The organism is Bacillus sp. JST-5 (assembly GCF_057747715.1).
On record NZ_JBYLHW010000015.1, the window covers coordinates 28,664 to 42,871 of the forward strand.

The following is a 14,208-nucleotide window of genomic DNA, read 5'->3' on the forward strand; positions in this document are numbered from 1 at the left end:
CCCTTTTTTGACCGTTTTTTTTACTCCCCTAATGTCCATTTTCCATCTTTAATTTCAACCATCACTAAGCTATCTGCATCTAATCCGTTATGATTTTCTTTACTCATATTAAAGATTCCTGATATACCGACAAAATCTTTAATATTGTTTTCAATATAGTCACGAACTTTTTCTTTATCTGTACCTGCATTTTCTAGAGCTTCAAATAAAATTTGCACTGCATCCCAACAATGTCCGCCAAATGTACTTGCATCGTAAGAATATTTGCTCTCAAAATCTTTTTTGTATTGAACTAATGTTTCTTTTTGTGGATCAGAATCTGGAAGTTCATCAATGACAAGTAAACGTCCTGCAGGGAATAGTACCCCGTTTGCTGCATCCCCAGCTAGTTCGATAAATTCTGGTGACCCAATTCCATGGCTATTAATAATTGGAACATCGATCCCAATTTCACGAATGTTTTTCGTTACGATAGCTGATTCTTGTGTCGTTCCCCACACGATAATCGCTTGTGGATTAGCTTTTTGAACACGAGTTAACATCGCTTTCGCATCTGTTACTGTTGCCTCAAACTCTTCTTTTATGATCGCTTCTACCCCATAGTCGGATGCGTATGCTTCAAATTCTGCTAAACCGCTAGTTCCATATGGGTTTGCAACGTTTAACCATGCGACTTTTGTTAACCCATTTTCTTTTAAATACGATAAAACTTTAGGGATAACGACGTCGTCCCCTTGTGCAGTTTTGAATGTCCAATGTCTAGAAGATTTGTCATCTGGGAATACCACTTGCTTACTTGCTGCAAGTGATAAATATGGAATTTCAGCTTCTTCTATAATTGGAATCATTGCTAAGCTATTTCCACTAATGGTTCCTCCAACAATCGCCATTACTTTATCTTGTTCAATAAGCTTTCTTGTCGATAATAGCGCTTCATTTTGGTCAGATTTATCATCGTAGGCAATCAGTTCAATCTTTTTCCCGTCAATTCCTCCCTTTTCATTAATTTGTTCGACTAACATTTTGATCGTATCCATTTCAGGTTTCCCTAATGGAGCTGAACTCCCTGATGCTGAGAATATTCCTCCGATTTTAATAACATCGTCTCCATCTCCAGAAGTGGAATCACTAGAACAGGCTGCCAAACTAAACAAGAGAATGACTGAAAGCATTAATAACAAAAATTTTTTCATACATTTCCCCCTCCCTCCAACAGGAACATTTTTAATATTCTGAAAAATTTATGTTGAAAGAAAGCTGCTACATGGGAAAATCCTACATAGCAGCTAATCTAAGATGGATACGCTTACATTTGATTAAATAACAAAATCTGGCTTCTTTTTCGTTAATCGTGGAGGTTCTATTTTCACATATTCACCTGTTTCTATATCTAGTACAGGTGTCGCTTCGTTAAACCAGCTATCTGGTGCTGCGTGGCCCCAGAATGTTTGACGGCGTGGGTCATCGATATGCCATTTTACTGGTTTAAAATCTGGATCACTTGTTAAGTAATCACCGTTGTAAAGTTCAATTCTGTTTCCATCTGGATCTCTTAAATATAAGAAGAACGCATTAGAAAGTCCATGTCTACCAGGACCTCTTTCAATGGAATGAGCATACCCCATAGACGCTAATACGTCGCAAGCATGGATTAAGCTCATAGGATCGCTTAACCAAAATCCAATATGATGAAGTCTTGGGCCATCTCCATTCATAAACGCTTGGTCATGAACGTTTGGCTTTCGATGAAGCCATGCTGCCCAAATTTCTTCCTCATCAGTAGTTGTATATTCAGAGCAACGGAAATCAAGCTCGTTGATGTAAAAGTTATAAGCTTTCTCAACATCTGGCACTAAGCAATTGACATGGTCAATTCTTTGAATTCTTGCTCCTCGATATAAATCATAGCGTTGGAGTAATCGTTCCACCGTCTCCATTTCATGGAAAAATTCTAAAGGTACTCCGTTTGGATCTTGTACGCGCAGTGCTCTACCTAAAGCATATTGCGTGCCTTTTTCCAACCATTTTGTTTTAAACCCTTTTGCTTTGAAAAATTCATACAAAGAATCTAAATCAGATTCATTCATAACTTTATATCCTAAAGCATGTACTCCGGGTTTGTCACCTTTTTTTAGCACTAAGCTATGGTGAACATGTTCTTCCAACCCTCTTAAGTAAATATGGTTTTCATCATGAGCTGTTTCGATAAAACCTAATGCGTTTACGTAAAAATCACGAGCCTGATTAAAATCTGTTACATTCATGACCACTCGAGCGATACGGATAATATTAAAACTCATTGTAACCCTCCTGAATCCTCAATAATATTGAATTAATATTTCCATTATTCTAAAAATTTAATGGATGAAATGAGGGAATTTTCCTTTATACGTTTGCAAATTGGTCTTTAGCTGACGCTTTTAAACGTTTCAAGAAGTCAGCAACCATTTCTTTATATGGCTCTTTATTAAAGGTATCGTAATACACATTGGACATACGGACTGGATCACCAAAGAAATAATATTCATACAATGCTTGTCGTCCTCCAAAAGAACTTAAGCAAATGTCCCATGCCAAGCGGAACAATTGTGTCTTTTCGTAACCGTCAATATGTGCTCCTTGTGTATAACGATGAACAAGCGCTCCAATTTCTTCGTTATTGAAATCAGCTTGGGTTGGGAGTCCAATTAATCCTGAAGCACCTAGTATTCTCATAATCTCAACAATACGTTGATAAATTTTTGGATACCAGTTTCTAGCCGCATTTAACGGTGCAAAATCTGGTGTCATGTTTCCGTATTTATCAATGGATGCATTGTTCTCCGCACGATATAAATGAGAACGCATCGTTTCTAAAATAATCATAATTTCGGATGCTTTCTCTTTTACATGCATGAATTGTTCAATTCCGATAGCTTCCATCATGCTTAAAACGACACCTAGCGCAAATTCCGTTTTTACCGTATTTTTTGCGATAACTTGGTGAGACATATGTACGATGGCGTTCGTTTCTACATAAGTTCTATTACAAATTTCAGTGCTTCCAGCAACAAATACTCTATCCCATGGGACAAGGACGTTGTCAAAAATGACGATACAGTCTGGTTCTTCAAATTGCGATGTTAATGGGTGATCCCATTGATTTCTACCTTGGTAATACGCTTCTCTAGCTACAAATTTTAAACCTGGTGTATTGTTCGGAATCGCAAATGCCATCGCATATGGATCATCATTTGATGAAGCTTTATTTAGTGTAGATGGAAAAACAACGATTTCATCCGTAATTCCCCCGAGCGTTGCTAACAGGCGAGCACCGCTTATGACAATTCCATCTTTATTCTTTTCTACAATTCTAGCAGATACAAATGGATCTTTTTGTTCAGATTGAGCTTTTGAACGATTGACTTGCGGATGAATGAGTGTATGGGTTAATGTAACATCGTTTTCACGACAATATTCATAATATTTTCTTGCGTTTTCACCGAACATTGGATCTTGTTGAGCAAAAAATGATTCAGCGGTTCCAAACGCCATCACACTTGTATTTAAATAATCCGGAGTTCTCCCCATCATACCGCCAGTATATTTCGCCCATTCTTGGATCATTTCACGTCGGCGAACTAAATCTTCTTTTGTTTTAGGAGCAATAAAAGATAATCCTACTTTTCCGCCAGATGTCGGAGAAGTATATAGCATTTTATCTTCTTTTTCCCATTGAAGATCCATTAAGTTAGCCATTGTATGAACGATATTTTTAAAGACAGGATGGGTGGTAACATCTTCTACTTTTTCACCGTGAATATATACTTCGTTTTTAGCATTTTTTAAGCCTTCAACATATTGTTTACCGGTTCTTGCTGGCAATGTTCCTCACTCCTCAATTAAATTTTTTTCTAAAAAGGGAAAATAACTTTCCCTTTATCATCCTTTCATTTCAGCCACAACTGTTTTTGATTTTTTTCCGAATTGCGGAATGTGGTGATCTCCAATTGCAACATGAACGACTTTCATTTCTGTATAGAATTCGAATGCATAGTGGCCGCCTTCGCGTCCAATTCCGGAATATTTCGATCCGCCAAACGGAATTCGTAAATCACGTACGTTTTGTGAGTTCACCCACAACATCCCTGCTTCAACAGCTTGTGCGACACGATGACCGCGTTTAATGTCATTTGTCCAAACATATCCAGCTAATCCATATTTCACATCATTCGCGTATTCAATAACTTCTTCTTCTGTTTGGAAGGACATTACACACATAACTGGTCCGAAAATTTCTTCTTGAGCCACTCTCATTTTGTTATGCACATTGAGCAATAAAGTTGGTGCGACAAAATTTCCTTTCCTATATTCACTTGGAATATGGCCGCTAAAAATTTCAGCACCTTCTTCTTCAGCGATTTTTAAGTAATTTTTCACATTGTTATAATGTTCGCGTGAAATAAGCGGTCCAACTTCAGTATTTGGGTCTTGCGGATCTCCGACGATGATGTTTTGGACTCGTTCTTTCAGTCGTGCAACAAATTCGTCTTTTATCGATTCATGAACAAAAAGTCTAGAGTTTGCTGTACAACGTTCTCCATTGAAAGAGAAGATTCCCCATACACAAGCATCTAGCGCTCGTTCAAAATCAGCATCTTCAAAGACGATAATTGGAGATTTGCCTCCTAATTCCATAGAGAATCGTTTTAATGTATCAGCACCATTTTTCATAATTTCTGAACCCGTTTTTGTTTCACCTGTAAAGGAAATCAGTTGTACATCTTCATGTGCTACAAGGGATGCACCGGCTGTTTCTCCATACCCATGAACAACGTTAAACACCCCTTTTGGTAGCCCTGCTTCATGAACAATTTCCGCTAATTTATTGGCTGTTAGTGGAGACCATTCGGCAGGTTTTAATACAACCGTATTTCCTGTTGCTAAAGCTGGAGCAACTTTCCATGTTTCTAACATAAATGGTGCGTTCCAAGGCGTAATAAGCCCAGCAACTCCCACTGGTTTTTGAACAGTATAGTTCATGAATTCTCCGTCAACATGGTACACTTCTCCAACCATTCGGTTTTTCACCATTTCAGCATAAAACCGGAAGTTATCTGCCGCACGGGCAACCATTTTTTTCGTTTGAGAAATTGGTAACCCTGTATCATATGATTCTAGTTGTGCAATCTCAGGTAAATATTGATCGATTAAATCAGCGATTTTATACACATACTTAAGTCGCTCAGAAACTTTCATCGAACCCCATGGCCCATTTTTGAAAGCTTCTTTTGCAGCTTTTACCGCTAGTTCTATATCTTCTTTTCGCCCTTCACTAACAGTATTAATAACTTCATTCGTAAAAGGGTTAATATTTTCAAACACAGCCCCAGATTGAGCTTCAACAAATTCACCATTGATATAAAGTTTTACGTGATCATGCTTCATGTTTTTCGGCACCTCCAACGCTAACCGTTTCGGTACGACCATCTAAAACTTTATTTTCTAAAGCACCTAAATAGTCAATTTCTAATCTAACGACATCCCCCGGATACACATGGGAAATTCCTTTTGGCGTACCAGTCCAGATGACATCATTCGGTTCAAGAGTCATAAATGAGCTAATGAATTCAATCAGTTCAGGAATGGTGTAGATTAAATCTTTTGTATTGCCACGCTGTCTTAATTCTCCGTTTACATAAGTGCGTAGCTCTAGATTACTCACATCCGGAATATCTTCTTTATCAACGAAATATGGTCCCATTGGTCCAAACGTGTCATGACCTTTCGCACGAACCGGTGGACGGTAATAGTTGTTTACGAAATCCCGGACAGTAACGTCATTGGCAATTGTGTATCCGCTTACATAATCAAGCGCATCTTCTTTTTTAATGTTGCGTCCGTGTTTTCCAATTACAACAGCTAATTCGTTCTCATAATGCATGTATGTGGCACCGTTTGGATAGTAAATCGGCGCTTTATGTCCAATGATTGAAGAATTTGGTTTAATGAATAGCACCGGCTCTTTCGGTTTTTCTAAGCCTAATTCATCCGCGTGATCGGCGTAGTTTAAAGCGAGGCCAATCATTTTGTTAGGCTTAATCGGCGGCAACCATACTTCTATCTCATCAAGTTCATACACTTTTCCAGATGTTGCGACGATTTTATCCTCTTTTACAACTCCAGTTTGTTCTCTTCCTTCAACTATAAATCTCGCATGTTTCATTAGGCATGACTCCCTACGTTATTTGTTAAAATTCCCATGTTCTCTAAGACGGAACGGATTTCCTTTTGCAGCGATTCAGTTGGAAGATCCATTGGTAAACGTAATCTTGGATAGATTTTTCCCATCATTCCTAACGCTGCTTTTACTGGTGCTGGATTTGTATCGGCAAATAAAATATCGTTTAACGGCATTAATTCAAAATGTAAATCTTGGCAACGTTTAATGTCACCTGCAACCCATGCATCGTACAATTCGGCGACCTTTTTCGGTTCGACATTGGCGGTTGCACTAATAAATCCAGCTCCTCCGATGGCTAACATTGGATAGCAAAGGAGTTCGATTCCGGAATATAGCAAGAAATCTCTTCCGCAATGCAAAAGCACTCGATTCACGTGTTCAAAATCTTTATTCGATTCTTTAGCACCGATAATATTCGGACAATCTTCTACTAATCGAGCTAATGTTTTTACTTCCATGTTAATGGCTGTTCTTCCAGGGATGTTGTAAACAATGATAGGTATGTCAACGGCATCTGCAATAGTTTTAAAATGTTTGTAGAGGGCATGTTGTGAAGGCTTGTTGTAATACGGGACAATGACCATAGCTGCATCTGCCCCAAGTTCTTGAGCTTTTTTCGTGAGGTATAGTGCTTCGTTGTGGTTCGTTGATCCAGTTCCAGGGATAAATGGAACTCGTTTGTTGACGGTTTGTGCTGCTAGTTCCATCACTCTTACTCGTTCTTCTAAGGTTAGTGAACTCGGTTCCCCAGAAGTTCCTGTACAAGAAATTCCGTGAGTTCCGCTTTCAATTTGCCAATTAATGAGAGCAACAAACGTTTTTTCGTCAATTTGATCGTTCTCATCAAAAGGTGTGATGACTGGTGCGATTGAGCCTCTCAGTCGTTCTTTCGCTTCAGCATATTTATTCATGTATTTCAACCTCCATCATCTCTTTTGAGTTTATCTAATAGATTGATAGAAATAACTGTGAAAGTTCCCTCCTTTCATATGAAGTTGATACTACATAAATTTTTCTTTTTCAGCGAGCTGCTTTCGTCTTAAGAAAGCATTAACAGTATTTAATTTGTGATTTCGGACAAACTGCTCAATTTCTTCTTGAGGCCGTTTCTCCTTTAATATGCGGATGATTTCTTCATGCTCTTCGATTGATTCTTTTGCACGTACAGTAAAAAAGGCAGAACCCGCTCGGCGAATCAGGTCTAGTCGATTCCATGTTGCTTTAATGTTCTCTACTAAATATTGGTTGTCACAATACTCATACGTTAAAGAATGGAACGCTCGGTTAAGCTCGCCAAATTTTACGAAATCTAGTTCTTCAATCGCTTCTTTCATTTTATCGTTGAAATTCTTCAATTCTATTAATCGATCATCTGGGAAATGCTTCGAGCTAAGGGCTGTCGCATAACCTTCGATGACCGCCAGAAAAGAAAGCGTTTCCAAATATTCGTTTTCATTTGGCGGCGTAACAACGGCTCCACTATAAGGTTTGTATTGAATGAGTCCATCCGATTCTAATTGACGAATGGCTTCTCTAACAGGTATCGCACTTGTTTGGATTTCTTTCGCGATTTGATCAATCACTAGACGAAACCCCGGACCGTACGTACCATCTAGAATCCTTGAGCGAAGAAGTTTATACGCATATTGTTGTTTGCTTTGAGCTGGATCTCTTTTCATATTTATATGATATATAAAATCATATATGATTTCAATATTATTTTTATAAAATTTAGAAAATAAAGATGTATACGAATGTTCTTATAAATGTGAAGATGGTTTGATTTTATTGAGATGAAGCATTAGTAAAATGTCTTTGCATGAGCTTTTTTCAAATTTTTGTTCGATCCGATGGGATTGGTAGTAACCATTCCCACCTTTTTTCCGTACCTTTGTTTAAGTTGCAAGTATATTAATTGGGTTGCAAATAATGTTTTTGCATCTACAAGTTTATCTTAGAAAGTTACAAATAAATTTTTGTAAGTTGCAAGTTGCAGTTCCATCAACTGTTACAAGTTGCAAGTACGTCTTCAAAAGTTGCAAGCAATTTTTCCAAAGTAACTAATATCACTTTGAAAGTTGCAAATATCATTTCTATCAGAAAGGATTCGCACTTACCAGCCTTCATATTTTCCTTAAAACGTACAAGTTGCAAGTATATGAATCGAGTTGCAAATAATTTTTCGCACTTACAAGATTTTCTTCGATAGTTACAAATATTTCTTTGTAAGTTACTAATTGCATTACCGTCAGATAATGAAATTTGCAAATAAAATTTATTCGTCTGTAAATTCCTATTCGAAGCTTGCAAGTATCTTGATAATTAAATGAGATTAGCTTCTAAAACCCCATCATTTTTTCGTTCCTAGTTCAAGTTGCAAATATATCGATCAACTTGCAAATTTTTTTTGCACAAAAAAATACTAGATTTACCGTTAACCGATAAATCTAGTATTCTTCTTTCAACTAAAATTGTCCACCTACTGGAGGGAAACTAATATAATTCCTTGGATTGACTCCGCCATGATAACTCCATCCACCTGGATGAATTTCAAAGTGAAGATGCGGTCCAGTTGAATCTCCCGTATTTCCAAGCGTACCGATTTGTTGACCTTGTTTTACGACTTGTCCGCTACTTACTTGGACACTATTTAAATGAGCATATACAGTTGTAAATGAAGATCCATTTACATTGTGATGATAGATGTAAATGTGATTTCCGTATCTACCGCCACAAGCTTTATTCCCGACGACACATCCCGTTTGTACTTGAATAACGACTCCGTCCGCAGCAGCGTACACTGGTGATCCAACAGGATATCCGATGTCAATTCCATAATGAGTTGTTCCCCATCTTGATCCGTAATCGGATGTTACAATACCATGTTGCATTGGGCGGATAAATCCACCATTAGGATTTGGAGCTAAACTTCCTCCACCGTTTCCGTTATTTCCACCATTTTGTTTCTGTTTTTCTAATTCAGCTAAACGTTGTTTTTCTAATTCGATTGCTTTTTGAATGGCTGCTTCTTGCGCTTTTAGTAATTTCTGCTGTTCAGCTAAACTCATGACATGTTCATGCGCATGTTGTTCTTTTTCCACTAATTCGTCCACAAGCGATTTTTGCTTAGCTTTTTGGTTTTCCATTTCTTTCTTAGCTGACTCTAATTGTTTCTTTGATTCTTCTAATATTGCAACCTTTTTTTCTACTTCTTTTTTATTATTTTCTAGTTTTTCCTGATCAGCTAAATGCTCGTTGATAATTTCTTTGTCAGCTTCCAATATTTTTGTCAGTGTGTTAAAACGATCAATGAAATCACTAAAACTTGATGAACCTAATAATACATCTAAATAGCTAATATTACCGCCAGTTTCTTGCATGGTACGAGCGCGATCTTTAAGAATTTCATTTCGTTTCTCAATGCGCTCTTCCAATTCTTTAATTTCTTCTTTTAATTTTTCAATTTGTGCCTTAGTGTTTTGAATTTCTTTGTTTTTTTCCTCAATTTCCTGATTTGTCTTTTCAATATTTCTTTCAATTTGCTGAATTTCAGCGATTAATCTTTCTTGTTCGTTCTTGATTGCTTTTAATTCATTTTGAGCTTCATTTAATTCTGACTGCACACCTTTTTTCTCATTTTCTACGGATTTTTTCTTCTGCTCTAATTCTTGTATTTTTGATGCTTCAGCAATTGGTCCTGTAAGAAGCGTTCCAATTGACAAAATGAAAATGGAAAAAAGCATCAACCATTTACTTTTCACTCTCTTTTACCCTCCCGACTATGTATCGTAGGTAGTGTGAGGAATCATTTCCCCACACAAAAAACAAAATTTATCTATGCTTTTAAGAATTTACGTACACTCATTACACTGCCCCATACACCTATTAACGCTCCCATGAGTAATAACACCGCAGCGATTTGATAGGCGAATGGATCAAAACTTAATATTTGAATAAAATGGTTTGATAACTTCGCAGTCAAATAATCATGAGCATATTTGTAAAGTGACACAACTACGGTAATAGGAATGATAGAGCCTAAAACACCTAACCATAAACCTTCTAAGAAAAATGGCCAGCGAATAAATCCGTTAGTGGCTCCAACCAATCTCATAATCTCAATTTCTCTTTTTCTTGCAATAATTGTAATTTTAATCGTATTAGAAATGAGGAAAATTGCCGTAAATAGTAGACCAACAATTAATACGGCTCCTACGTTTCGACTAATTTCTAAAAATCGGAACAATTTTTCTACATTGGCTTGTCCGTAATTAACTTTTGAAGCATGTTTCAGCTTTTCAATTTGCTTAGCAATTTTACCTGTATCATGTGGATTTTTTGCTTTCACGACGAATACGTCATTGAGAGGGTTATCTTGTTCAAAAAGACGAAACACTTCTCCCTCTTTTCCTAAACTTTTAATCATATTTTCAAGTTCTTCTTCTTTTGAAGAATACGTGATACTATCAACACCTGGAATGGCTTCAATTTGTTTTTTTAATTCATTTTGTTCATCATCTGTTGCCACAAGGTCAATATGAACACGAATGATGACATCTTCCTCAATGGATGTCGCCACTTTATTTAAATTCATCATAATGACGAAAAAGACACCGACTAATAAAAGCGTAACGGTGACAGCACTGACAGATGCAAAAGTCATCCATCCATTTCGCACGATATTTTTTAAACTTTCTTTTGTATGGCGGCCAATTGTTCTAATTTTCATATCCGTATTCACCTCGTTGCTCGTCACGTACAATTAAGCCACCTTCAATAGCGATGACACGATGTTTTAATGTATTAACAATTTCTTTATTATGGGTTGCCATAACAACTGTCGTTCCACGAGCATTAATTTCTTCAAACAATTTCATAATTTCCCATGATGTATCTGGATCTAAGTTTCCTGTAGGCTCGTCGGCGATCACCACTCTTGGTGAATTGACAATGGCTCTTGCAATGGAAACACGTTGCTGTTCCCCGCCGGATAATTCTGTCGGCAACATTCTAGCTTTATGTTTGAGATTTACTAAGTCTAAAACTTCCATAACTCTTCTTTTTATATTTTTCGGGGACTCTTCTATTACTTCTAAAGCAAATGCTACATTTTCGTAGACTGTAAGACGCGGCAATAATTTAAAATCTTGGAACACAACTCCGATATTTCTACGAAAAAGAGGAACTTTACTATTTTTTAATTTTGCGATGTTTAGTCCGTTAACTAAAATCGTCCCTTTCGTTGGTTTTTCTTCACGGTACATCATTTTAATAAATGTAGACTTCCCCGCTCCACTAGGACCAACGACATAGACAAACTCCCCTTGATCAATATGAACGTCTATCCCGTTTGCCGCTACAATTCCGTTTGGATATTTTTTATAAACATTTTGCATAACAATCATTTTTTATCACCTTATCTATGAGTCTATTTTTCAAGCTGTATTATGCGGGTGATTTACATTTATTCGACAAAGGCACCAAATCTTTACAAGATTCTTCATCTCTCGCATAAAATAATTATAACATCATATTTTTGAACGTTAAGGTCTAAAAATATTACATTTTTATTTCAAACTTACGAATACTGACATATTTCAACTAAATGGTAAAATTTCCAAAAGAATATGTCGAAATTTTTCGTTTTTTATTATATAACATCGATAGGTAAATAGAAATGGGTATTTATGGGGATTTCTGATATAGAATAGGTGAAAAAAGTCTAGTTTTCAAAACTTGCTCAACTCATTCAATAAAAAAACACGCTTCCAAATCGAAGCGCGTTGGACTAAACTTATTATTTTTTATTGGCTAACCATTCAGCTACACTTGATGCATCTTCACCTTTTAATAATCCTTTTGGCATTTGCCCTTGTCCTTCAAGGATGATTTTCTCAATGTCTTCTTTTGATAGCTTAGATCCAATGTGAGCTAATTCTGGTCCAAAGGCACCTTCTAAATTTTTTCCATGGCAGTTCATACATTTTTGATTGTATAATTGCTCTGGTCCAGAACTCGCTGTATCTGTTGCGTTATCTTCATCTCCACCACCACAAGCAGCGAGAACTAAAGAAAAGGAAGTAATTAATAAAACAGATAACAGTTTTTTCACGTTTTTTCCTCCTAATCAACCGTAATTATTTCTACCATAATTATACTTTACCTATGCTTTTTTGAAACCCTCGCCAAGGACCTCTGAAGCCTCTGTAACCACGACAAATGCAGATGTATCAATGCTTTTCACCAGTTGTTTCAATTTTGTGAATTCTGTTTGATCGATAACGACCATTAAAATATTTCGTTCGTGGTCGGTATATCCACCATATGCTATTAGTTTTGTAACACCTCGGTCAATTTTATTCAAAATAGCTTCTCTTACTGAATCTTCTTTGTTGGTAATGATCATAACCATTTTTGAACGGCTAATTCCAATTTGCACAAGATCAATCGTTTTACTTGTTACAAAAAGGCTGATTAGTGCGTATAATCCTTTTTCAATGTTAAACACTGCGGCAGCTGAAAGAACGATTAATCCGTCTATGATGGCAACGGTGGTGCCTAAAGATAAACCAGTAAATTTTGTAACGATTTGTGCAGCTAAGTCAGTCCCACCTGTTGAGCCTTTCCCGCGAAAGACAATTCCTAGACCAAGACCAATGCCAATTCCACCGAAGAGTGCTCCTAGTAGCGGATTTAATGTCCACGGTTCCCAATCTTTAGTTAAAAAAACAACGAACGGAAGAAATAATGTTCCGATTAATGTTTTTAGTCCAAATTGATAACCTAAAAATATAAGACCTGCAATAAAGAGCGGAATATTTAAAGACCATTGAACAAACGCCGGCTCCCAATTAAATACACCTTTTAAAATGGTACTAATTCCACTTACTCCACCAGATGCAATTTCATTTGGTAAAAGGAAAACGTTGAATGCGATAGCTATAACGCTTGCTCCAACTAATATATGGGCATACTCTACTAGTTTTTTGATGAAAATGTGATCTTGAATTTTCTCCATGACGCCTCTACTCCTTCTGTCTTCTTAGTATGTAATGGCCGTCGTTCGTTTACTCATAATAATGAAACCTATGAGAGTATAGCACCACTCTTTTCTTCTGTAAATAACAATGAATTAATGTGTTAAAGCGATGAAAACTTGCAAGAACAAAAGCATTGATGAGCGCTGAATGACAGACGAAAGGTGAATGATTTTATTAATCAGACGGAAATCATTTATGAATGTTATTTTCGAGTATCAGCATTCTAACTATCGATTAGCAAATAAAGCAGGGATTAGTTGCGAATTTTTCGACCATAAACTTACAAATAAATGAAACAAGGGGCAAATATTTTGAACAGTTGATATATTTCCGCGAACCAACTACTTACAAATAAACAAATTCTAGTGCAAATTTTTCGTTCACTCGGCTAAGCCATTCACTCGTGATCCATAGACTTACAAGTAAATGAAAAAGAGTTGCAAGATTTTTTGTCAACTTGCAAATTCATGTTTAAGAGTTACAAATATTTTGTTAATAGTTACAAGTTTTGTTCTTCCACTTGCAAATACGATTCATTGTAGTTGCAAATAATTTTTTCAAAGTTACAAATACACTTCATAAACTTGCAAAATCAAAGATCAAACTTGCAAATATTCATCCAAGCGATAAGAGATGACCTCAGCCTATCCTTCCTTTTTTAGAAAAAATGATCCTTGAACGATCCAGTTGCAAATATATCAATATGAGTTGCAAGTTTTTTCGAACACTGGGTTAACAAATTCAACTTCGAACGAACAACTTGCAAATAAATCATGCTAGAAGCAAGAGTTATTAATCACTTTTTAAACCAACCCCACACGCGAAACATCAACTCGCAAATAAAATTTTCCAAGTTGCAAGATTTTTTGGCTCTCTGTCAATTGTGGTGGTGTAAATATTTCCAATACTCTCCCTTTGGAAGGAATGTAGGTTAACCTACATTCC

The 14,208-nt window shown here is 36.6% G+C and carries 12 protein-coding genes and 1 pseudogene; all 13 read right to left on the reverse strand.

Features of this window, described 5'->3' with window-relative positions; genetic code table 11:
* Positions 1-20 precede the first annotated feature (20 nt).
* On the reverse strand, positions 21-1,193 hold the full coding sequence (locus tag AC3ASS_RS05240; RefSeq protein WP_488282463.1) for an ABC transporter substrate-binding protein: 1,173 nt from the start codon (positions 1,191-1,193) through the stop codon (positions 21-23).
* 123 nt (positions 1,194-1,316) lie between these two features.
* Positions 1,317-2,300, reverse strand: coding sequence for a 3,4-dihydroxyphenylacetate 2,3-dioxygenase (gene hpaD / locus AC3ASS_RS05245; RefSeq protein ID WP_488282464.1), 984 nt, complete (start codon positions 2,298-2,300; stop codon positions 1,317-1,319).
* Between the two features lie 85 nt (positions 2,301-2,385).
* Positions 2,386-3,864 carry a 4-hydroxyphenylacetate 3-monooxygenase, oxygenase component gene (gene hpaB / locus AC3ASS_RS05250; protein WP_488282465.1) on the reverse strand — a complete coding sequence of 493 codons (1,479 nt, stop codon included), beginning with the start codon at positions 3,862-3,864 and terminating at the stop codon, positions 2,386-2,388.
* A gap of 57 nt (positions 3,865-3,921) precedes the next feature.
* Positions 3,922-5,427 carry a 5-carboxymethyl-2-hydroxymuconate semialdehyde dehydrogenase gene (gene hpaE, locus AC3ASS_RS05255; RefSeq protein WP_488282466.1) on the reverse strand — a complete coding sequence of 502 codons (1,506 nt, stop codon included), beginning with the start codon at positions 5,425-5,427 and terminating at the stop codon, positions 3,922-3,924.
* On the reverse strand, positions 5,417-6,205 hold the full coding sequence (locus AC3ASS_RS05260; protein WP_488282467.1) for a fumarylacetoacetate hydrolase family protein: 789 nt from the start codon (positions 6,203-6,205) through the stop codon (positions 5,417-5,419). The genes hpaE and AC3ASS_RS05260 overlap by 11 nt, the downstream gene beginning before the upstream one ends.
* The gene (gene hpaI / locus AC3ASS_RS05265; protein WP_488282468.1) at positions 6,205-7,134 is read right to left on the reverse strand and encodes a 2,4-dihydroxyhept-2-ene-1,7-dioic acid aldolase; all 930 of its coding nucleotides are present in this window, start codon (positions 7,132-7,134) and stop codon (positions 6,205-6,207) included. The genes AC3ASS_RS05260 and hpaI overlap by 1 nt, the downstream gene beginning before the upstream one ends.
* Before the next feature lie 90 nt (positions 7,135-7,224).
* Positions 7,225-7,902, reverse strand: coding sequence for a GntR family transcriptional regulator (locus AC3ASS_RS05270; protein ID WP_488282469.1), 678 nt, complete (start codon positions 7,900-7,902; stop codon positions 7,225-7,227).
* A 786-nt stretch (positions 7,903-8,688) separates the two neighbouring features.
* The gene (locus AC3ASS_RS05275; RefSeq protein WP_488282475.1) at positions 8,689-9,114 is read right to left on the reverse strand and encodes a M23 family metallopeptidase; all 426 of its coding nucleotides are present in this window, start codon (positions 9,112-9,114) and stop codon (positions 8,689-8,691) included.
* A 342-nt stretch (positions 9,115-9,456) separates the two neighbouring features.
* A pseudogene (locus tag AC3ASS_RS05280) lies at positions 9,457-9,966 on the reverse strand (coiled-coil domain-containing protein); the annotation flags it as partial.
* A gap of 92 nt (positions 9,967-10,058) precedes the next feature.
* Positions 10,059-10,952, reverse strand: a complete 894-nt coding sequence (gene ftsX, locus AC3ASS_RS05285; protein ID WP_488282470.1) for a permease-like cell division protein FtsX — start codon at positions 10,950-10,952, stop codon at positions 10,059-10,061.
* Positions 10,942-11,628 carry a cell division ATP-binding protein FtsE gene (gene ftsE, locus AC3ASS_RS05290; RefSeq protein ID WP_488282471.1) on the reverse strand — a complete coding sequence of 229 codons (687 nt, stop codon included), beginning with the start codon at positions 11,626-11,628 and terminating at the stop codon, positions 10,942-10,944. Before ftsE ends, ftsX begins: the two co-directional genes overlap by 11 nt.
* Before the next feature lie 392 nt (positions 11,629-12,020).
* Positions 12,021-12,335 (reverse strand): cytochrome c551, encoded by a 315-nt coding sequence (gene cccB, locus AC3ASS_RS05295; protein WP_488282472.1) that lies wholly within the window; start codon positions 12,333-12,335, stop codon positions 12,021-12,023.
* Between the two features lie 51 nt (positions 12,336-12,386).
* The gene (locus AC3ASS_RS05300; RefSeq protein ID WP_488282473.1) at positions 12,387-13,241 is read right to left on the reverse strand and encodes a YitT family protein; all 855 of its coding nucleotides are present in this window, start codon (positions 13,239-13,241) and stop codon (positions 12,387-12,389) included.
* Positions 13,242-14,208 lie beyond the last annotated feature (967 nt).